This window comes from Pantoea sp. X-Soil-YNGN-785, from assembly GCF_059730585.1.
The window spans coordinates 152,637-174,117 of record NZ_AP035942.1 but is presented as its reverse complement, the minus strand read 5'-3'; the positions used below and the strand labels follow the sequence as shown (position 1 = coordinate 174,117).

Genomic DNA, 21,481 nt, shown 5'->3' with positions numbered 1-21,481 from the left:
CATCAGATTAGTTCGCTTTTACGCCTGAATTGCCGGTCACCAGCCCGCCGACATCGGCTTTAGTGGCATCCGCTTTCTGGCGTTCGGTTGGGGCTTGTTGTTTCTTCGGCTGGTCCTTCGGCGGGAAGTAGAGCGGTCCTTTCAGACCACAACCTGCAAGGCTGATTACTGCCAGTGTCATGGCCAACAGGCTTATTACTTTCTTCATTCTTTATGCTCTTAATGTCCTTTACCTGGATGCTTATCATCGCAGTTGAAGGTGGAAAAGCAACAGGAAATCCCCGCAAATAGCGTGAACCGGGTGACAGGCCAGGAAGATAGCGGCCACCTGCAGAGCGCAGGCAGCCCGTCAGCATCAATGCACCTGATAGCGCGGTTGATAGTCGCTGTTGTCGTTGTCAGGCTGCGTTGTACAGAGCTGCGTCAGCGTCTGACTCCGGAACGGGATCACCTGGAATCGCTCACCGGTGTTCACAATCTGGTAGAACTGCGGCAGGTTGAAGTTGATAAAGCTCGAGCCATAGGTAAAGCGATCGTGTGACGAGGAGTAGAAGCGGCTGACGTCGCGCACCAGCTCCTCTTTGCTGCCTTCACAGTGATGATAAACCTCAACCCGATTGCTCTCATCGAGGATATAGATGTTGAAGCCGCGCTCATCCGTGGTGTTTTCAAAGAAGAACTGAATGATGCCTTCGCTGGCATAGCCGTTCACCACCGGTGGCAGCGGCGTCTGATTCGTTTCGACTTTGATCGACAACCCATGCAGCTTGTTATTGGAGATCGCGCCATAAAATTCTACCGCGTTTTCCAGCTTCTGCACCGAGACGCTCATGCGTTCAAAGAACAGACCCCAGGTCTCACCCGCCATGCGCAGCGCTTTAAAGCGGCCTGGCTCCTGACGCGTGCTGGAGAGGCGCAGCTCAATGCATTCAGAGACCAGCTGCTGGACGCGCGTGCGAATCAGCCCGCGCAGATGCTGGCTGTAGCAGAACACTTCTACCGTATCCGGCGGTGCGGCATCCTGATGCATCTTGCCGAGAATAGTTTTCAGCCCTTCGATCATCGCCTGTTCGCCGCTGAAGTGCAGCGTACGCACTTCATTCCAGGAGTTGCGATAGAGCAGATCGATGCTGCCAATCAGGCACTGCTGCTGCTGACCAAAACTAAAGACATCCAGTTTGCGGAAGTCGAAGTGCACCACCTGATTGCGGAAGGCCGCCGTCGGATCGTGCTCAAGGTTAACGATAATCGCGAGGTGCCGGATTTCGCACGGGCTGTAGAGCGCTTTTGGCGTCGGCGAAGGGAGACGCAGCGGGAAATGGCTGGAAACATCGTTGACCAGTTCCTGAAGACGCGCCAGATCGCAGGTCTCATTGCCTTTAATATGCAGCCGGGTTTTGCGGGTCAGCAGACCATTAAACCAGGCCCACGCCACCAGCTTGTTCAGGTAGCGGTTATATTCCAGCGGCTGATGGCTGATGATCGAATCCATGTCTGGTGCCTGGTTATAGAGATACCAGCCGGAACGGTTAGCGCGGCCAGGCGGCACATGAATAAAGGTCAGATTCGGTTCAGAAAGATCGGGCGAAATCTGTGGATTCACCAGCGTCACTTTGCCCGGCAGCGCTTCAAACGCGGCATACAGTTTACGGGTCAATACACCGATATCCTGCGGGCTGGCGCTGACGCTTAAGTTATTGCGACGGGCAAAGCGGATCAGGTTGCGATAACTCTGCATCATCGCATCCAGCAATTCGTTATGGGCTTCGCGCACCCGCTCGATTTTCCACCCGGCACGGTTGTCCAGAATGGCGATCTTCTCTTCGTTCCAGCCCCACTCTTTCACCAGCTGCGATAAGATCTCGCGACGCCAGCCGGTGCGTTGCTGATGATCGTCGGTGCTGAGCTTTTCACACACTTTGAGATAGAAGCAGCGACGCACCAGGTCAAGGCGCGGCTGATCGTCAACGCTGGTCAGGTAGTGCGTAACGCGCTCCAGCATCATGCAGTAAGGATCAAGTCCGAAGCAGATGATTTCGCCGTCGTGCAGGCGCTGTTTGATATCCATCGCCAGCAGCTGCGTGTTCGGGTATTCCCAGCTGTAAGCTTCCAGCAGCAGCGTTTTCAGTACGGCTTTATAAGGCGAGTCGATACTTTTATAGAGCTGCCACAGGCTGGCACCGAAATACTCTTCCGCCGACAGCGTGCCCAGGCCGCCCAGGTCAAGCCACTCATTGGGTGTCAGCACGCCTTTGGCATACAGCGACATCACGTAGTCGTCGTAATGATGCTCTTCTTCGCCCGGCACCATATTCCACAGGATGCGTTTGCCCGCCATACGAACCGCGGTACGGTAAAACTCATCCAGCAGTAAAATGTGCTGGGTTGAACCGCAATCTTCACCGCCCAGGCTGCCGCTTTCGTTGTGACGGAAGCGGTTTTCGTCAATCAGGAAGAAACTGACTTCCACGCCCATTGAGACACACCACTTCTGCAACAGCGTGCATTTGCGCTGCAGATTCAGGCGCTCTTCATTATCGAGCCAGGATTGATGGCAGACCCAGATATCAAGATCGGAGATGCTGTTCTGGCCGACAGACGAGGTGCTGCCCATAGAGTAGATAGCGGTGATCGGCATTTCGCCTTTCGGCGCATCGGCATGGCGCAGATCGCTGTCGCCGGTGAGGTCGGCCAGCAGCTGGCGTTGATTTTCATCAGGCGTGAAGAAGCTGATGCCATGTGGAACGCTACCTTCAAGGTAACCCGGCATCTGCGGATGTTGATAATGTAATAAGGTTGGCAGCAGACTGTAGACGCGCTGAAAAGCGGGTCCCATGGCAGCCAGCGCACGATCAACGCGCAGCTGGTTGATTGCATCCAGTCTCTGTTTCAGTGTCTCAATGTAGAGGTACAAGACGTTTCGCCTGATTGTCCCAGTGTTTAAGCACCCTGTTTCCACGCTCTGCCGCTTATTAAAAGTAAAAAAGTGGGCAGATAATTGCTGGAAACGTGATCAATCTATCACTCGGCAGATTGACCGTAAAGAAAGTTGCGCTACTTAACAGTTTAGCACGTTCTTACCAGCTTCCCGCCTTTTCGGCACGGGTTGCCACGCTATGGCTTGATAAACCGGGCCTGAAACCGCACACAGGCCGTTTTCAATCCGTTGAAACTGACAGTATTCACCCAGAGATGATAGGATATTCAGTGAACGATAAAAATGGTTAACAGCATGTTAGACAAAATTTTCAGAATTGCTACAAGACAAAGCCCGCTCGCATTATGGCAGGCACATTATGTACAGCAACGACTCATGAGTGCCCATCCGGGACTGCGCGTTGAGCTGGTGCCTATGGTCACCAAAGGTGACATCATTCTTGATACGCCGCTGGCAAAAGTCGGTGGCAAAGGGCTGTTTGTCAAAGAGCTTGAGCTGGCAATGCAGGATGGCCGTGCCGATATGGCCGTGCACTCTATGAAAGATGTGCCGGTCAGTTTCCCTGAAGGTCTGGGCCTGGTGACCATCTGCGAGCGCGACGATCCGCGCGATGCGTTCGTTTCTCATCATTATGACTCCATTGATGCGCTGCCACAGGGCGCCGTTGTCGGCACCTCCAGCCTGCGTCGTCAGTGCCAGATTAGCGCGCGCCGTCCGGATCTGGTGATCCGCTCGTTGCGTGGCAACGTCGGCACCCGCCTCGGCAAACTTGATGCCGGCGAGTATGACGCGATCATTCTTGCCGTCGCCGGGCTGAAGCGTCTGGGGCTGGAAGATCGCATTCGCCAGGCATTGCCTGCCGACGTTTCCCTGCCCGCCGTGGGCCAGGGTGCGGTCGGCATTGAATGCCGTCTGGACGACACCACTTTAATCAGCCTGTTACAGGCGCTGAATCACGATGACACCGAAGTCTGTGTCAGAGCAGAACGTGCCATGAATACGCGCTTAGAGGGTGGCTGTCAGGTGCCCATCGGCAGCTTCGCGGTGCTGGAAGGCGATGAGCTCTGGCTGCGCGGCATGGTCGGCGCGCCCGATGGCCGGGTTATGGTCAGCGGAGAACGTCGTGGCCCCCGCGCGCAGGCTGAACAGATGGGCATTTCACTGGCCGATGAGCTGCTGAACGGCGGCGCGCGTGAAATCCTGAAAGAGGTCTACCAGGGGCAGCCGCCGGCATGACCATCCTGGTGACGCGCCCGGAACCCGCAGCGGCAGAGCTGGTGTCACGCCTGCATGCCCTTGGCAAACAGGCGTGGAGCCTGCCGCTAATCGAATTTGCACCGGGCGCTGACCTCGATTCCCTGCCTCACAAGCTCGCCGGACTTCGTGCTGACGACCTCGTCTTTATTCTTTCTCAGCAGGTTATTCACTACGCCCAGCACGCGATCAAAGCATGGCCCACTGAGCTGGACTATTATGCAATTGGTCGCAGCACCGCGCTGGCGTTTCACACCGTCAGCGGACAGCAGGTGACCTGGCCTCATGCGCATGAAACCAGTGAGGAATTGATCAGGATAAACACGCTTCAGCAGGTTGCCGGTAAACGTGCGCTGATTCTGCGTGGCGATCCTGGACGCGAATTGCTGGCGGAGACATTAACCCGGCGAGGTGCTGAGGTAACGTTTGCTGCCTGCTACCAGCGCTGCCAGAAGCATTATGACGGGCCGGTTGAAGGCCGCCGCTGGCGCGATCGCGGCGTCTCTGTGCTGGTGGTGACCAGCGGTGAAATGTTACAACAGCTTTTTTCGCTATTCCCCGCGGTTGATCGCGAGGAATGGCTGCTCAACTGCCGACTGATAGTCGTCAGTGAACGTTTGGCTACCCTGGCCGCAGGATTGGGTTGGCAGGATATTCAGGTAGCCGATGGTGCCGATAACGATGCGCTGCTGCGCGCGTTACGCTGAACTTTAACAATGGGATGTGCCACATATGACGGAACAAAAAGACTCCTCCGCCATGGTTGAAGAAACCACCCCAGCGGTCGACCGCTCTCCTTCCAGCAACAGCACACCACCGCGTAATGCGAAAAATGGTGGCATGGTGTTGGGTGCAGTTGCGATTGTCATCGCGCTGGCGATAGGTGCGGGTTTATACCTTAACGGGAAACATCAGGCTGATTTACAGGCACAAACCAATCAGAAGCTGAGCGATCAGTTAAGCGCGTTGCAGCAGCAGGCCAGCAGCGATAAACAGCAGCTGACACAGCAACTGAGTGGCGCTGAAACTGCCCTGCAGACGGCACAGCAGCAGCAGACCGCGTCAGCAAAAGAGCTGGAAACGCTGCGTGAAAAAGTGGCTGTAATTTCTGGCAACGACGTGCGCAGCTGGCTGCTGGCACAGGCGGACTATCTGGTGAAACTGGCTGGCCGCAAACTCTGGAGCGATCAGGATGCCACTACCGCCGCTGCACTGCTGAAAAGCGCCGATGCCAGCCTGGCTGACATGAACGATCCCAGCGTAATGAATGTGCGTCGTGCGCTGACCCAGGATATCAGTAACCTCTCTTCCGTTACGCAGGTCGACTACGACGGCGTGATCCTCAAGCTGAATCAGCTGTCGAACAACGTTGATAATCTGCGTCTGGCCGACAACGACAGCGATGATGCGCCGATGGACAGCGATGGCGGCGAACTCTCAGGTTCCGTGCGCGAATGGCGTCAGAATCTGGTGAAAAGCTGGCATAACTTTATGGATGACTTTATTACCATCCGCCGCCGCGATAACACCGCACAGCCGCTGCTGGCTCCGAATCAGGATGTTTACCTGCGTGAGAATATCCGCTCGCGTCTGCTGATCGCTGCGCAGGCCGTACCGCGTCATCAGGATGAGATTTATAAACAATCTCTCGACACCGTGTCCGCCTGGGTTCGCGCCTGGTACGACACCAATGATGCCGCTACCAAAGCCTTCCTTGCCCAGTTGGATGAGCTGAGCCAGCAGAACATCAACATGGATCTGCCGGATAACCTGGAAAGTCAGCCGTTGCTGGAACAGCTGATGCAGACACGCGTGCGGAACCTGTTGGCGCAACCGTCTGCCGCTGCTAATCAGCAGGGAGGCTAAGCATGCTTAAGGTATTTATCCTCTTTATCCTGCTGATTGCGGGCGTGGTGCTGGGACCGATGATTGCCGGTCATCAGGGCTACGTGCTGATTCAGACCGATAACTGGAATATCGAAACCAGCGTCACCGGCCTGGTGATTATCCTTATCATCAGCCTGCTGGTGATTCTGGCGGTGGAATGGCTGCTGCGCCGCGTGCTGCACACCGGGGCGCGTACCCGCGGCTGGTTTACCGGCCGTAAACGCCGTCGCGCCCAGCGTCATACTCAGTCTGCGCTGATGAAGCTGGCAGAAGGCGATCACCGTCAGGTGGAGAAACTGCTGTCTAAAGATGCCGATCACGCCGATGTACCGGTAGCGAACTACCTGCTGGCCGCGGAAGCCGCCCAGCAGCGTGGCGATGAGATCCGTGCTAATCAGCACCTTGAACGTGCTGCTGAGCTGTCCGAAAGCAATACCATTCCGGTTGAAATTGCCCGCGCTCGTATTCAGCTGGCCCGTAACGAAGATCATGCGGCGCGGCACAGCATTGACCGTCTGCTGGAAGTGGCGCCGCGTCACCCTGAAGTGCTGCGCCTGGCCGAACAGGCGTACGTCCGTACGGGTGCCTGGAGTGCATTGCTGGATATTCTGCCTGCTATGCAGAAGGCGCAGGTCGGTGATGAGCTGCATCGTGATGCGTTACAGCAGCAGGCCTGGCTGGGTCTGATGAATCAGGCAATGGCCGATCAGGGCAGTGATGGCCTGAAGCGCTGGTGGAGCACGCTGAGCCGCAAAACCCGTCAGGATACGACCCTGCAGGTGGCAATGGCGGATCATCTGATTGAATGCAACGATCACGACACTGCACAGTCGATCGTGCTGGAAGGCCTCAAGCGTCATTATGACGATCGTCTGGTGCTTCTGATGCCGCGCATCAAAAGCGGTAATCCGGAAGCGCTGGAGAAAGCATTACGCCAGCAGATCAAACAGCATGGCGCAACGCCGTTGCTGCACAGTACGCTGGGACAGTTGCTGATGCGTCATGGCGAATGGCAGCAGGCAGCCGATGCGCTGCAGCGGGCGCTGGCACAGCGTCCGGATGCGTTCGATTATGCGTGGCTGGCGGATGTTTATGATCGTCTGCATCGTCCGGAAGAGGCCGCGAAAATGCGCCGTGAAGGATTGCTGCTGACGCTGAAGAATAACCCCAACGTCTGATGCGGTTGTCATACAGGTTAAAGCCGGGCTTGCCCGGCTTTTTTGTGCCCGCAATCTGCCGCCCTATTCTTACACGCAAAAAAACACCTGCCATTGGCAGGTGTAAGATCAGGTCGGTAAGACAACCGGGAGGTACCTGACTCAACGTGGTGTCTGTTAACCCTGTAAGGCTTTCGCGATACAGGCAGGCAGACAACAGGTACCTAAAATTGGCTCTGCATCATTCCCAGGTTTATGTAGCATCAGCAAACATAAGAGGTGGAATGAGCATCTACAGCAGAAGTATTGCACAAGCCGTGCCAGGTTAAGGTTTATTTTTAAAATAACTATAAATCAATGCCTTAAACAGATCGATAAGTCTGGTCATAGCGGGATATGGCATGAAGTGTCGGTATCAGGCGACAGCTGGCATTTTCTCTGTCTCTGGATGGAGACAGCAAGGTAATTCTTACGGTGATTTCAACAATAACAATGGTTTATTTGTCTGCGATTCACGACGTTGCTTAGATTATTGGCCAAATCAAGGCAGAGTGATTCCGCAGCAATGAAGAAGCTCAACGCGCAAGGAACACGGGCAGAGGAGGAAAGCGTCCCACCGCCCGGAAAAAAACGCCGGGAGCGTTTTTGAACAACGCAAAGCGTTGGCCCGGATACGGGCGCACCTCAGGGATGAGGTGCGTAATCGCGTGGGCCGAGCGGCCATGGATGGCTCAAGCGACTTTCCGATCTGACCGTGTTCCCTTCGCATGCTCAGATTTACAGCAAACTTATCTCGCCGTACCTGCCTAAACCCTCTGCAAAGGTCCTCACACACTTTTCTACAGACGAAAAAAAACCTGTCTTTTCAGACAGGTTTCTAAAAATGGTCGGCGAGAGAGGATTCGAACCTCCGACCCACTGGTCCCAAACCAGTTGCGCTACCAAGCTGCGCTACTCGCCGATTTTTTTAACTGTTTTGCCTGGTGCGAAGAGAGGGACTTGAACCCTCACGTCCGTTAGGACACTAACACCTGAAGCTAGCGCGTCTACCAATTCCGCCACCTTCGCGTTTCCCAGCAAAATCTGGGGTGGCTAATGGGACTCGAACCCACGACAACTGGAATCACAATCCAGGGCTCTACCAACTGAGCTATAGCCACCACTATTCTTAATGTTACAAGTTTAAAACCTGCAGCATTTAAATCTCTACTGCCAACCGCGGTAAATCAACCACCGAAGCTCATGCGCACAAACGATATGGCGCGCCCGACAGGATTCGAACCTGAGACCTCTGCCTCCGGAGGGCAGCGCTCTATCCAGCTGAGCTACGGGCGCGTAGCGCCGTTGCGGATGTGCATACTAGAGATAAGCGCCCATCGTGTCTAGTGCTTTTTAAATAAAAAGACGCGTTTGATTACGCTTTGTGCATTTCGTCGACAAATAGTACATTTCCACTCTCGTAATGCCTGAAAATTCGGCATTTATCAGCAATATCAGAGATCGCCGCGCCAGTGATAGCGCAAATATTTAAGCAGTTTTAATTGCCTGCGCAGGCGGCTCGGCTGCCGAATCAGACGATAGAGCCACTCCAGCCCCAGCCGCTGCCAGATTTTAGGCGCGCGCTTCACATGGCCGGTGAAAACATCGTAGGTTCCGCCTACGCCCATATAGAGGGCATCAGGCCAGTACGCACGGCACGCCAGCATCAGCAGCTCCTGACGTGGCGAGCCCAGCGCCACGGTCACCAGCTTCGCACCGCTGGCCGCAATGCGGGCAAACAGCGCATCCTGATCGGCTGGCGCAAAATAGCCATCCTGCGCCCCGACAATATTTACATTCCACTGACGACGTAACTTATTGCAGGTTTCATCCAGCACCTGCTGGCGACCGCCGATAAGAAACACCGGCGTCCCTTCACGCCCGGCGCGCTCCATCAGCGCTTCCCATAAATCAGCACCCGCAATGCGCTGCACCGACGCCTGCGGATACTTTTTACGAATCGAGCGCACGATGCTGATGCCATCGGCATACGCATACTCCGCCTGCGCTAACAGCGTGCGCAATCCTTCATCCCGCTCAGCGGTCAGGATCTTCTCCGCATTGATGGCCACTAAAATACCGCTGCGAACGCTCTGCGGCGGCATCAGAAAATTCACTGCCGACGGCATGTTTTCGAAGCCATACAAATCAACGCCGCGAATACGGTACTGCGGCGTCTCAGTTAACGTTGTCATATCTTCCGTCAATCCCAGAGGTTAATCAGAGCGGGCTGTGCAACACCCGCCTGCTGCGGTCGCGAATCAAACCTGCGCGATCCAGTAACCAGAAAAGTAATTTAGCCATGCCCAGACAGGCAGCAAAAATGAGGCAGAAAAACACTACTCGTGAGCCGAACGCATCAAGACCTTCGCGGGCCAGTACGATCATGTTAAACACTGCGCCAAAACAGAAGCTTTGCAGGATGGCACCGGTATAGCGGTTCGTCTCAAGGCAGCCACGCTGATAGATCGCATCAAAGGCTTTAATAATCATTCCTACCGCAACAGCACCAACTGGAATGGCCCAGACGCCGCCCATCACCACCAGCGACCCGATCAGCGTGGGTGAAATCGCCAGGCCCGAATGGTTATTCAGCACTTCCCATGTGAAATAGTTGGCACTGTTCAACACCGCCAGCGGTCGATCCGGCCAGAGCCAGGTCGGAATAAACACGTAGAAATCACGCCACAGAGGTGCCAGCCCCTGAAACTCAATTTTGTCGTAGTTATCCAGCAGCCGGGCGAGATTCTCCCACGGCGAGAAGGTATCACGCGTCAGATACAGGAAGGTATAGAACGCTTCATCGCCCATCACGTCGAGGTTATAACGGCGCAGCGCCAGCCAGAACATCCCTGCAATCGCCATCACACCCGCCGTTGCCAGCATCCACAGGGTGATCCAGCCACGGGTAATCCCGATAAACAGGAACAGGGCAAACGCAATGATGATATTGGCGCGGGTTCCGCCCACCAGTGCGTAGGTCAGTAGACCAAAGGCCACGGTCACCACCAGGAACAGCAGCCAGTTGCGGCGCGTCGGGCGTAAAAAGTAGGGGATCAGCATCGCCGGAATAAAGAAATAGAAGAAGCGCTTAAGCGCTACGCCCGATACTTCGCTGGAGAAAATCTGGTTATAGGCGGTCAGGCGGAACAGCAGAAAACCGTTGTGAATGAAGAATACCGTCACGGTACCCAGCGCGACCAGCGCCAGAATCACACAGGTCAGGTGGGTTTCAACCCGGTTCATCTGCAGCCAGGGCTTAGCCGGCGGCTCACCCGCCGGTTTCAACCGCACTTTATAGCTGACGTAATAAATGGCGTAAAACGCCGTGGCCGACAGTAGCGCCTTCAGCAGATTCTCAACCGGCATCACGTCCACGTTAAAGCGAAACACCAACACGGAGGTCAGCGGGAAGCCGAAGTAGAAGGTCAGTAAGAACAGCAGTGTAAAGAACAGATGGAAGTTAAAACGAACGCGCTTAAATTCCCGCCAGGTCAGGGTCAGAATAAAAACCAGCGACAGCAGATAGACCACCAGCAGGCCGCCAAACTGCATAAGACTCATGACAACTCCCCTTCGCTGAGTTGTAACGCTGTGCGCCAGCCTGCCAGATAACCCGGCGCAAAGAAGGCGATAGCCTGTTTATCACAGCGCATCAGCTGCCGGCGTGCCTCGGCGATGACTGCAGGCGACAGCGTATCTTCGCTGAACAGTACCGGAAGCTGCTGCTCTGCCACATCACGCCAGAATGGATTTTTGCGGGTCAGAACAAACGGCACGCTGGCCTGGATCAGCAGGCAAAGTGTGCCCACCCCCTGCTGGCGTTCAAACATAAAATAGCCGACATGGCAGCGCGCCAGCAGCGCTAAGTAATCATCAAACGCCAGATTTTCGCGCAGCAGATTCACCTGCCCGTTCGGGAACAGCGCCTCTGCTGCGGTCTGAATCTGGCTGATATACGCCTCATTGCCCGGCGGATAACCTAATGGGACTTCGATGCGCACCTGCTCGCCAAACTGTGCGTGAATCGCTTTTAAGCCTTCAATGTGCCGGTTACTCGGATCGCCCGAGTTACCCAGCAGCAGCGTAAACGGCTCTGACGGCGCCGACTCAACGGCAGCATCTGGCATTCGGGTCGGGAAATAGAGCAGTGAACCCGGAACCCGGCGATGACGCTGCTGGTAGTGATGCAGGTCGCCACGGGTCGCAAAAACCTGTGCAACACGCCCCTGCGCTATCCGGCGCACCAGATAGAACAGGCGAAACTTCAGGCTGGGCGAATCTTCATAAAGATCGGCGCCCCAGACATGCCAGAAAAGCTGTGAACGGCGCAGTTTACCGCTGAGTAATGCCAGCCAGATCCACGGGTTAAATTGACCGTGACAGAAAAACCGCTGTTGACGATTCCTGGCCCGCTGCAATACTGCCTGCGCCAGCGCTTTCTTGCTGGCGAAACACTCGATCTGTAACGCACTGAACGGAGCCAGGCTCTCTGGCTGCTGCGTCACGACCATAAAATGGCGTGGCGAAGCCGCAGGCTGCTCAACGCTGAGAACGTCGTTGAAAAAGCGCAGCACTGTAAGGTTGTGGTGGGGAATATCCGATCCCAAAACGTGAATTAAAGTCATTTTTTCCGGCAGTAAACAATAAAAGCGCCACAACACAGGGCAAAGTAAGCCATATAAGTAAACATATAGGCCTGCGCCGCACCCGTCGCGCCATGTAACGGGATCAGCCAGCGTGAGAACAGGGTCAGTAACAGAAACTGGCTGATCTCAGTCAGAACGTAAAAGCGCAGCGAGGCTTTGGCGATAACCAGATATCCGAAAACATAGGCACCGACTTTAAAAACATCGCCGCATAGCTGCCAGATAAACAGATCGCGCATTCCGCGAAAAGCCTCAGAGAACAGCAGGCTGATGGCGAAGTCACGCAGCACCCAGACGCCAAAGCTGGCAACCGCCACGGCGGGCAGGACAAAGCGCAATGCACGGCCAATCTCACGCGCGATGTCGCGTTTGTTGTCGAGCCGCGCCAGCGTCGGCAGCAGCCAGACGCTAAACGTTGCGGTGATAAACTGCAGGTAGGCATCGGAAATGCTGGTCACACCCTGCCACAATCCGACCTGCGCCCAGCCCTCCTGCTCTGCCAGCAGGTTACGCATCATTACCCAAGCAACCGGCAGGGTCACGGCCGTGATCAGCGCCATCAGGGTATATTTTGCCAGATTACGCGCCAGCTCAGGATGCCACTGTGGCCGCAGCCAGCTTAGCGGCAGCGGCGCGCGGCGTTTCAGCATCAGTAGCGCAGGCAGCAGCAGCAAGGCTGGCACCAGCGCCAGGCCGATCAATGCGCCCTGATAGCCGCCCAGCCACCAGCAGAGCAGATAGCCCGCCACGCCAGTCAGACTACCGAGAATCAGCGCCAGCGCATTACCACGCGCGTCGCGATAGCCCTTCAGAAGCGCCAGGATAAAGTTGGCCCAGGCGATGCCGAGCTGAAGAAAAGCGACAACGCGAATGACGCCCTGATAGCGGTCGTGACCAAACAGCGCGGTGCTGATGGGTGCCGCCGCCAGCAGAAACAGCAGCGCCAGCACGCCGGAAAAGCCCAGCACCATAGCCGATGCCGTGCCCACCATCGCCCGCAATTGTCCGGGCTGCTGCTGATACTGCGCGACATAGGTGGTAACGCCGTTGAAGATGCCCGCGCCCGCCAGCACACCCAGCACGGTGATCAACTGGCGGAAGTTACCCGCCTGGCCGACACCTTCAGGGCCGAAGCTGACCGCCAGCAATTTGACCACCAGCAGACCAGACACAATTTTTACCAGCGTGGACGACGCAGTCCATACTGAAGCTCTGGCTAATGACATCAGGAAAAGAAGCTCAGCAGTGAGCTGATAACCGTGCTCTGATTGTTATCCGACAGGTTATAAAACAGCGGCAGGCGCAGCAGGCGTTCACTTTCCAGAGTGGTAAAGCGGTCGTCGCCGACAAACTGCGAGAAACGCTCGCCGGCAGGTGAACTGTGCAGCGGAATATAGTGGAACACCGTCAGTATCTCGGCTTCTTTCATCCAGTTGATCAGCGCCTGGCGATCGTCCTGATCGCGCAGTTTGATGTAGAACATGTGCGCATTATGTTCGCAGCTGGCGGGGATCACCGGCAGACTGATGCGGCCCTGGGCGGCCAGCGGGTGGAGTGCGTCATAATAACGCTGCCAGATGCGTAACCGCTGCTGGTTGATGCGTTCAGCGGCTTCCAGTTGCGCCCAGAGATAGGCCGCCTGCAGATCGGCCATCAGGTAGCTCGATCCCATGTCGCGCCAGGTATATTTATCGACCTGACCCCGGAAGAACTGGCTGCGGTTGGTGCCTTTTTCCCGCACGATCTCGGCGCGCTCGACCAGGCTGGCGTCGTTGATCAATGTCGCGCCACCTTCGCCACCGGCGGTGTAGTTCTTGGTTTCGTGGAAACTGAAGCAGCCAATATGACCGATGGTGCCCAGCGCGCGACCTTTGTAGCGTGACATCACACCCTGCGCCGCATCTTCAATCACAAACAGCTTATGCTTTGCCGCCAGCGCCATAATGGTATCCATTTCACAGGCCACGCCTGCGTAATGGACCGGCACAATGGCGCAGGTTTTTTCAGTGATGGCCGCTTCGATCAGCGTTTCGTCAATGTTCATGGTATCCGGGCGCACATCGACAAACACGATGCGCGCGCCGCGCAGCACAAAGGCGTTGGCGGTTGAGACAAAGGTGTAGCTCGGCATGATCACCTCATCGCCGGGCTGCAGATCGATTAACAGCGCCGCCATCTCCAGCGAAGCGGTGCAGGAAGGGGTCAGCAGCACTTTTTTGCTGCCAAAACGCTGCTCCATCCACTGCTGACAGCGACGGGTAAATCCGCCGTCACCGCACAGCTTGCCGCTGTTCATTGCCGACTGCATATACTCAATTTCTGTGCCCACAATCGGGGGCGCATTAAATGGAATCATGACCTTTCCTGTAAAACCAGTAGGCGGTGCTGTCGAGCCGGGCACCGCTGCGTAAATAGAGGCGCATCGCCGTGAGATTACTGAGCTGGGTAGCCACCCGAAGCTGAGCCAGCTGTCTTACCCGCGCCCAGTCCGCCGCTGCCAGCAGCAGTCGCTGACCCAGCCCCTGGCCCTGCGCGTCAGGCAGCACACCCAGCAGGCCAATGCGGGCATCGCCGTCCACTGCGCGCAGCGACACAAAACCCTGCAGCTGGCCGGTGGCATCACTGGCCACCAGACACTGATCGTCAAACGTTCCGCGCACCGCATTCTCAATCCACTGCGCATAAAAACGGCCGCTGGCGTCCGGTGCATACCAGGGCGCGCGAAAACGACTCTGGCTGAAGAGCTGTGACGCTGCATCATGCAGCTGCGGAATTTGTGCTTCGCGCGCAATGCGAATCCCCGCCTGCCGTTCCGTCTCGTTAACCGCCAGCGCCAGGTCCGCCTCGCCTTCTGCCAGCTGAAACTGATGCTGCTGCAGTGTATCAATCAGCGCCGTCTCGCTGGCCGCAACTTTCATCTGCATCAGCGCACAGGGATGACGCAGCGCCTGCTCCAGCGGAATGTCACCTTCCGGCTCCAGCCGCACGGTCTCAACACCGAAGAATGCACTTTCCCAGCTAAGGGGATTAATACTGACGTGGACGGGCATGTAATAAATCCAGCAGGTATTGGCCGTAGCCAGTTTTTGTCAGCGCTTCACCTGCAGCACGCAGCTGGTCATCACTGAGCCAGCTGTTACGCCAGGCGATCTCTTCCAGGCAGGCAATTTTAAAGCCCTGACGTTTTTCCACCGTCTGCACAAACATGCTGGCTTCCACCAGGCTGTCGTGGGTGCCAGTATCAAGCCAGGCAAAGCCGCGTCCCAGCAGTTCGACCGTCAGCTCACCGCGCTCCAGATACATCTGGTTAATGGCGGTAATTTCCAGCTCGCCCCGCGAAGAGGGCTTAACCTGTTTTGCGAATTCGATAACCTGGTTGTCATAGAAATAGAGTCCGGTGACCGCCCAGCGCGATTTCGGCTGCTGGGGCTTCTCTTCAATCGATATCGCTTTGAAGTTATCGTCAAACTCCACCACACCGAAACGCTCCGGGTCCATAACCTGATAGCCGAACACCGTTGCGCCACGATTCTGTTCGACGACTTTCCGCAGCTTGGGACTGAAGCCCTGACCGAAATAGAGATTGTCACCCAGCACCAGGCAGCAATTGTCATCGCCGATAAAAGATTCGCCAATGATAAAGGCCTGCGCCAGCCCATCAGGACTGGGCTGCACCGCATAGCTCAGGCGTATCCCAAATTCACTGCCATCACCCAGCAGGCGTTCAAACTGTGCCCGATCTTCCGGCGTGGTGATCAACAGAATGTCGCGAATCCCCGCCAGCATCAGCACGGAAAGCGGATAGTAGATCATCGGTTTGTCGTAGACCGGCAGAAGTTGCTTTGATACTGCCCGGGTTATCGGGTGTAACCGCGTGCCCGAGCCTCCAGCTAAAATGATGCCTTTCATCACTGCTCCTTACGCGGGTTTATTGCGATAAGCCGAGGCGTTCGCCCTGATAGCGACCATCCAGAATGGCCTGCCACCAGGCGGGATTAGCCAGATACCATGCCACGGTTTTACGCATGCCGCTTTCAAAGGTTTCCTGCGGCACCCAGCCAAGTTCATGCGCAATTTTACTGGCATCGATGGCGTAGCGCTGATCGTGACCGGGCCGGTCAGTGACATAGGTAATCAGGTCGCGATAATGCGCCAGCCCGGCAGGTTTCTGTTCTGCGGCCAGCTCTTCAAGCAGGCTGCAGATGGTTTCGACTACCTCAATATTGCGGCGCTCGTTATGGCCGCCAATATTATAGGTCTCGCCTGGCTTGCCCTGACTGACCACCTGATAGAGTGCGCGAGCGTGATCTTCAACGTAAAGCCAGTCACGAATCTGCTGGCCGTTGCCGTAAACCGGCAAGGCTTTACCAGCCAGCGCATTGATGATGGTCAGCGGGATCAGCTTCTCCGGGAAATGGCAGGGACCGTAGTTGTTCGAGCAGTTGGTAACCAGCGTGGGCAGACCGTAGGTTCGCAGCCAGGCCCGTACTAAATGGTCGCTGCTGGCCTTAGAGGCGGCGTAAGGACTGCTTGGCGCATAAGGGGTGGTTTCGGTGAAGTAAGCCTGGCTGTCATGCAGATCGCCAAACACTTCATCGGTCGAGATATGGTGAAACAGAAAAGCCGTCTTGCGCGCGTCATCCAGGTTTTGCCAGTAAAAACGCGCGGCTTCCAGCAACTGATAAGTCCCGACAATATTGGTCTCAATAAAGGCCACCGGTCCATCAATCGAGCGATCAACATGACTTTCAGCCGCAAGATGCATCACGCAGTCTGGCTGATGACGGGCAAAAACCTGATCAAGCGCCGCACGATCACAGATGTCGACCTGCTCAAAACAGAAGCGGGGCGAATCGGCCACGCTGGCGAGTGACGCCAGATTTCCGGCATAGCTGAGTTTATCGACCACCACCACCTGATGTCTGGTTTCTGCGATCAGAAAGCGCACCAGAGCCGAGCCGATAAAACCGGCACCGCCCGTAATCAGAAAGCGCTTCATCGCCAGACACCTTTGGTGTCGACAATCCAGTTCTGCTGAACGTCGGCGGCATCAATGGCGCGGAAGGCGCGGTGATCGACCAGCATCACCAGAATATCGGCCTGTGCCAGCGCCTGCTCGCAGGAGACCAGCTCTGCTTTGTCAGCCAGCGAGTCAGCAAGCTGCTCAATGTGCGGTTCAACCACCCAGGTGGTGCCGCTGTGCCATTCGGCAATCTTCTGGGCCACGCCCACCGCCGGGCTTTCGCGCAGGTCGTCGATATTGGGTTTAAAGGCCAGGCCAAAGCAGGCGATGGTGATATCGCTGGCGCGCTTGCCGGTCTGGGTCAGGCAATCCGCCAGCGCGGTTTTCACCTGGTCCAGCACCCACTGCGGCTTGGCGTCATTCACCTCGCGCGCGGTGCGGATCAGGCGAGCTAATTCGGGATTCTGCGCCACGATAAACCAGGGATCGACGGCGATACAGTGCCCCCCAACGCCCGGACCCGGCTGCAGAATGTTGACGCGCGGATGGCGATTCGCCAGCGCAATCAGCTCCCAGACGTTAATTCCCTGGTCGGCACAAATCAGCGACAGCTCATTTGCAAAGGCGATATTCACGTCACGGAAGCTGTTTTCGGTCAGCTTGCACATCTCGGCTGTACGGGCGTTGGTTTCAACGCATTCGCCTTTTAAAAACAGCCGATAAAGCTCGCTGGCGCGGGCGGAACAGGCAGGCGTCATGCCGCCAATCACCCGGTCATTGTTAATCAGCTCAACCATCACCTGGCCGGGCAGCACGCGCTCCGGGCAGTAGGCGACAAAAATATCGGGCGTCTCTCCGTGCTGCGGAAAACGCAGGTCGGGACGCGCCGCAGCCAGCCAGTCGGCCATCTGTTCGGTGCTGCCCACCGGCGAGGTCGATTCCAGAATCACCAGATCGCCCTTTTTAAGAACCGGCGCGATCGACTCCGCCGCGGCTTTCACAAAGCGCAGGTCGGGCTGATGATCATCTTTGAATGGCGTCGGTACGGCGATAAGAAAAGCGTCAGCGGCTTCAGGCTGCGTGGTGGCGCGCAGATCGCCACGCGTCACGGCCGCATGCACCACCTGATCTAAATCGGGTTCCACAATGTGGATCGCGCCACGATTGATGGTTTCTACGGCGCGCGCGTTGATATCCACGCCCACCACTTTTTTTCCCTTTGAGGCAAAAACGGCTGCCGTCGGCAGCCCAATGTATCCCAGTCCAATCACGGAGATGGTTTCAAAACTCATAATTCGGCTCGGTTATCTTTTAAGGCTTGTAAAATACGACCACAGGCTTTGCCATCGCCATACGGATTATGGGCATGGCTCATCGCCTGCCAGGCAGCGTCGTCACTCAGCAATTCGCTGACGCTGGCTACGATTCTGGCGATATCGGTTCCCACCAGTCTGACGGTTCCGGCATCGACGGCTTCAGGACGCTCGGTGGTGTCGCGCATCACCAGCACCGGCTTGCCCAGTGAAGGCGCTTCCTCCTGGATGCCGCCGGAATCGGTAAGGATCAGCCAGGCGCGGTTCATCAGCCAGACAAAAGGCAGGTACTCCTGCGGTTCAATCAGAATGATATTCTCAATGCCGCTGAGTATCCGGTTAACCGGCTCGCTGACATTGGGATTGAGATGTACCGGATAGACAATCTGCGCCTCGGGATGCTGGCGGGCAATCTGCGCCAGCGCGCTGCAGATACGTTCAAAACCGCCGCCAAAGCTCTCACGCCGGTGACCAGTGACCAGCACCAGTTTCTTATCCGGGTCGAGAAACGGATAGCGCGCCGCCAGTTGTGCGTTCAGATTACTGTCGTCCAGCACCCGATCGCGAACCCACAGCAGTGCATCAATGACCGTATTACCGGTGACGACGATGCGCGCATCGGGCAGATTCTCCTGCAACAGGTTCTGACGCGAGCGGGTGGTAGGCGTGAAGTGCAGGCGGGCAAGATGGCCAGTGAGCTTACGGTTACCCTCTTCCGGCCACGGCGAGGCGAGATCGCCGGTACGCAGACCTGCCTCCACATGCCCGACGGGGATTTGCTGATAAAAAGCCGCCAGACTCGCCGCCAGCGTCGTGGTGGTATCACCATGCACCAGCACGATATCCGGTCTGAAGTCGAGCAGGACGGTTTTCATGCCCTCTAAAATGCGGCAGGTGATCTCGGTCAGCCCCTGTTCAGGACGCATAATATTGAGATCATAGTCCGGCTCCAGCTTGAACAGACGCAGCACCTGATCGAGCATTTCGCGATGCTGAGCGGTCACGCACAGTCGCGATTCAAAAGCGGGATCCTGCGACAGCGCCTGCACCAGCGGCGCCATTTTAATCGCTTCCGGACGAGTACCAAATACGGTCAGAACTTTCACACTGTTTCTCTCAATCATGCGCGTCTGACATCAGACGCGGACGACGTGCCAGCGCCACTCCCGCGCCTGTTAATGCCCCAACGGCACCCCACATAATCATCATGAACAGACGTCGCGGACTGTCACGTGATACCGGCTCTTCCGGCGTACGCAGATAACGGTAGGTCTGGAACTGGCTGTTCAGTTTTGGCCCGGTCTGCAGCGTGGTCAGCATTGCTCTATTCTGATCATAGCTGATATCAAATTCCGGACCGGTGGCGCGCAGGGTATCCAGCTGTCCCTGCAGAACGGGCTGGCCCAGCAGGAACAGGTCGCTGTCTGCCAGGTTCTCACCCGCTTCGCGCGTCTGTTTCTCGTTGATGCCCTGCTGGCTGGCAATCTTCAGCGCCTGCTCCAGCCGATGCTGCTGGCGCTGGAATACCGCATTAGCCACATTTTCCTGACGTTTTACCTGCGCCTGCAACTGATCGGTACGCGCCCGCCAGGCCCCTTTTAACTCATCATTCAGATGACGCGCGGCGCGCTCACTGGCGTAAGCGATGTACTGCCGCAGCAGATTGTTAGCGTCGCCTGCTGTTTCCGCTTTAAGTTTGACGTTATCGGGCAGGTTATGTGCTGCGTCTGCGGGCGTGAACAGGATGTTGCCGATCAAATCGTCGAGCAGCGCGGCATCGTTATGCGCATTGCCGGTTTTACGGTTCTTGTAGTAATCCGTTTGCTGCCAGAACTCCCGACGCGTATCCCAGGAGGCAAGCTGCATGGTGAACTCCTGATAAACCTGATCCATCACCGTCGGTGACGGTGCAGCCAGCGTCAGGGCATTGTTGCGCACATCCAGATTGGTCAGGAACTGCTGCTGCGCATAGTAAGAGCCCAGCATGTTCACCGTCGGGCGATCGGTGATCGCCGTGGTGCTCCAGACCTGTTTCAATAGCAGCGTCGCCAGCCAGGCAATCAGAGCAAACAGCAGCGCCAGCCCGACAATCCAGCGTTTGCCACGCCATAAACGGCAGCTCAGGCCGCGAATATCCAGTTCGTTGTCCACAACGTCAGCAGGCATGGCAGAGGTATCCTTTTTCAGCATCGGGTTCATTTATTTTTTGCTTCGCGATGATGGCTCAGACGACGCTTGATACGCCGGACGCGTCGCGCCACGCGCCACGCATGCTTCAGGCAGTAGCCATAAACCATAAAAGCGCCCAGGAACAGCAGCAGCATCACCCACTCCGGAATGAACGCCAGATATTCACCCAGTACACCGATACCAGCGAGGATGGCCGCCGCAACGGTAATCAGGACAAAGGCCTGACGCGAGGTAAAACCGGCACGCATAATCAGATGGTGGATGTGCTGACGATCGGCCGAGAACGGGCTCATGCCTTTGCGCAGGCGACGATACATAATCGCCACCATATCCATCAGCGGAATGGCGATCAGCCAGAGTGCGGTAACGGGTGTAATGGGATGGCTCAGACCCTGCGTCGTTTCCAGCAGAATCCAGATAATGGTGAAGCCGATCATGGTGCTGCCGGCATCGCCCATAAAGACTTTGAAGCGACGCCCCAGGAAGCCGAGGTTAAGCAGGATATAGGGCAGCGTGGCGGCAATCATCGCAAAACACCACATCGCGAGGCTGGTCTGGCCATCGAAGTAGAGGATGATACCCATTGCGGCAAAGGTGACCGAGGAGAGTCCGCCCAGCAGACCATCGATCCCGTCTACCATATTAAAGGCGTTGATCGCAGCCCAGACGGCAAACAGGGTCAGCACATAGCCGAAGGGCCCCACGATAAGCTCGAACGGACCCACGATAAAGCCCAGGCTGAGCAGATAGAGTTTTGCGCCAAACATCATCACCAGCGCGACGATGGCCTGTACGACTGCGCGAATTTTGACGCTGATATCGAATCGGTCATCCAGTGCGCCAACCAGCACCAGAACCCCGGCGCAGCCCAGATAGAGCAGCGCGTGTGGCAGATAGTAGTTGGTGATGGCAAACGTAAAGCAGATACCTGCGAACACGGAAATGCCGCCCACCAACGGAATCGCGCCATGATGACGTTTACGTGAGTTAGGCTTGTCAACTAAACCAATTTTTTTAGCTGCTTTTCGAGCAAAAAAGAGGAAAGCCAGGGAAAAGAGAAAAATTAAACCAAGCTCAGTACTCATAGTGAG

Annotated in this window: 18 protein-coding genes and 4 tRNA genes; 4 read left to right on the top strand and 18 right to left on the bottom strand. The window is 56.3% G+C overall.

Going from position 1 to position 21,481, the window contains the following annotated elements:
- Window positions 1-7: 7 nt before the first annotated feature.
- Window positions 8-208, bottom strand: coding sequence for an LPS translocon maturation chaperone LptM (gene lptM, locus AC6I8E_RS00745; protein ID WP_013359686.1), 201 nt, complete (start codon window positions 206-208; stop codon window positions 8-10).
- Between the two features lie 147 nt (window positions 209-355).
- Complete coding sequence (locus tag AC6I8E_RS00740) at window positions 356-2,914, bottom strand: class I adenylate cyclase (RefSeq protein ID WP_041457156.1); 2,559 nt, start codon at window positions 2,912-2,914, stop codon at window positions 356-358.
- A gap of 318 nt (window positions 2,915-3,232) precedes the next feature.
- Between AC6I8E_RS00740 and hemC the strand changes: the two genes are divergently transcribed.
- Genes hemC through hemY form a run of 4 tightly spaced genes read left to right on the top strand, consistent with a single transcriptional unit; the run spans window position 3,233 to window position 7,257 of the window.
- Window positions 3,233-4,174, top strand: coding sequence for a hydroxymethylbilane synthase (gene hemC, locus AC6I8E_RS00735; RefSeq protein WP_110331932.1), 942 nt, complete (start codon window positions 3,233-3,235; stop codon window positions 4,172-4,174).
- A complete protein-coding gene (hemD, locus tag AC6I8E_RS00730) occupies window positions 4,171-4,899 on the top strand; it encodes a uroporphyrinogen-III synthase (protein WP_147789651.1) in 729 nt (242 codons plus the stop codon). Before hemC ends, hemD begins: the two co-directional genes overlap by 4 nt.
- Window positions 4,900-4,924: 25 nt before the next feature.
- Window positions 4,925-6,058, top strand: coding sequence for a uroporphyrinogen-III C-methyltransferase (gene hemX / locus AC6I8E_RS00725; protein ID WP_497824327.1), 1,134 nt, complete (start codon window positions 4,925-4,927; stop codon window positions 6,056-6,058).
- Window positions 6,059-6,060: 2 nt separating this feature from the next.
- Window positions 6,061-7,257, top strand: coding sequence for a protoheme IX biogenesis protein HemY (gene hemY / locus AC6I8E_RS00720; RefSeq protein ID WP_497824326.1), 1,197 nt, complete (start codon window positions 6,061-6,063; stop codon window positions 7,255-7,257).
- Window positions 7,258-8,120: 863 nt separating this feature from the next.
- Here hemY and AC6I8E_RS00715 read toward each other — a convergent pair.
- The 16 genes from AC6I8E_RS00715 to wecA form a co-directional block, all read right to left on the bottom strand.
- Window positions 8,121-8,197 (bottom strand) — tRNA-Pro (locus AC6I8E_RS00715).
- A gap of 20 nt (window positions 8,198-8,217) precedes the next feature.
- Window positions 8,218-8,304: transfer RNA gene (locus AC6I8E_RS00710), tRNA-Leu, on the bottom strand.
- A gap of 16 nt (window positions 8,305-8,320) precedes the next feature.
- Window positions 8,321-8,396 (bottom strand) — tRNA-His (locus tag AC6I8E_RS00705).
- Window positions 8,397-8,494: 98 nt separating this feature from the next.
- A tRNA-Arg gene (locus tag AC6I8E_RS00700) sits at window positions 8,495-8,571 on the bottom strand.
- A 158-nt stretch (window positions 8,572-8,729) separates the two neighbouring features.
- A complete protein-coding gene (gene wecG, locus AC6I8E_RS00695) occupies window positions 8,730-9,470 on the bottom strand; it encodes a lipopolysaccharide N-acetylmannosaminouronosyltransferase (RefSeq protein WP_315314360.1) in 741 nt (246 codons plus the stop codon).
- A 25-nt stretch (window positions 9,471-9,495) separates the two neighbouring features.
- On the bottom strand, window positions 9,496-10,839 hold the full coding sequence (gene wzyE, locus AC6I8E_RS00690) for an ECA oligosaccharide polymerase (protein WP_497824325.1): 1,344 nt from the start codon (window positions 10,837-10,839) through the stop codon (window positions 9,496-9,498).
- Window positions 10,836-11,903: a TDP-N-acetylfucosamine:lipid II N-acetylfucosaminyltransferase gene (wecF, locus tag AC6I8E_RS00685; protein WP_497824324.1), complete on the bottom strand. Its 1,068-nt coding sequence runs from the start codon at window positions 11,901-11,903 to the stop codon at window positions 10,836-10,838. Before wecF ends, wzyE begins: the two co-directional genes overlap by 4 nt.
- On the bottom strand, window positions 11,900-13,150 hold the full coding sequence (wzxE, locus tag AC6I8E_RS00680; protein ID WP_497824323.1) for a lipid III flippase WzxE: 1,251 nt from the start codon (window positions 13,148-13,150) through the stop codon (window positions 11,900-11,902). Before wzxE ends, wecF begins: the two co-directional genes overlap by 4 nt.
- Complete coding sequence (gene rffA / locus AC6I8E_RS00675) at window positions 13,150-14,280, bottom strand: dTDP-4-amino-4,6-dideoxygalactose transaminase (protein WP_497824322.1); 1,131 nt, start codon at window positions 14,278-14,280, stop codon at window positions 13,150-13,152. Before rffA ends, wzxE begins: the two co-directional genes overlap by 1 nt.
- Window positions 14,267-14,974 (bottom strand): dTDP-4-amino-4,6-dideoxy-D-galactose acyltransferase, encoded by a 708-nt coding sequence (gene rffC / locus AC6I8E_RS00670; RefSeq protein ID WP_497824321.1) that lies wholly within the window; start codon window positions 14,972-14,974, stop codon window positions 14,267-14,269. The genes rffA and rffC overlap by 14 nt, the downstream gene beginning before the upstream one ends.
- Window positions 14,952-15,833, bottom strand: coding sequence for a glucose-1-phosphate thymidylyltransferase RfbA (gene rfbA / locus AC6I8E_RS00665; RefSeq protein WP_008926428.1), 882 nt, complete (start codon window positions 15,831-15,833; stop codon window positions 14,952-14,954). The genes rffC and rfbA overlap by 23 nt, the downstream gene beginning before the upstream one ends.
- A 19-nt stretch (window positions 15,834-15,852) precedes the next feature.
- Complete coding sequence (gene rffG / locus AC6I8E_RS00660; RefSeq protein WP_147789657.1) at window positions 15,853-16,923, bottom strand: dTDP-glucose 4,6-dehydratase; 1,071 nt, start codon at window positions 16,921-16,923, stop codon at window positions 15,853-15,855.
- Window positions 16,920-18,179: a UDP-N-acetyl-D-mannosamine dehydrogenase gene (wecC, locus tag AC6I8E_RS00655; protein ID WP_033784414.1), complete on the bottom strand. Its 1,260-nt coding sequence runs from the start codon at window positions 18,177-18,179 to the stop codon at window positions 16,920-16,922. Before wecC ends, rffG begins: the two co-directional genes overlap by 4 nt.
- A complete protein-coding gene (wecB, locus tag AC6I8E_RS00650) occupies window positions 18,176-19,306 on the bottom strand; it encodes a non-hydrolyzing UDP-N-acetylglucosamine 2-epimerase (RefSeq protein WP_041457283.1) in 1,131 nt (376 codons plus the stop codon). Before wecB ends, wecC begins: the two co-directional genes overlap by 4 nt.
- 10 nt (window positions 19,307-19,316) lie before the next feature.
- Entirely contained in the window at window positions 19,317-20,366 is a 1,050-nt protein-coding gene (gene wzzE, locus AC6I8E_RS00645) for an ECA polysaccharide chain length modulation protein (protein WP_095707676.1), read from the bottom strand.
- Between the two features lie 29 nt (window positions 20,367-20,395).
- Window positions 20,396-21,475 (bottom strand): UDP-N-acetylglucosamine--undecaprenyl-phosphate N-acetylglucosaminephosphotransferase, encoded by a 1,080-nt coding sequence (wecA, locus tag AC6I8E_RS00640; protein ID WP_033784413.1) that lies wholly within the window; start codon window positions 21,473-21,475, stop codon window positions 20,396-20,398.
- Between the last annotated feature and the right edge of the window lie 6 nt (window positions 21,476-21,481).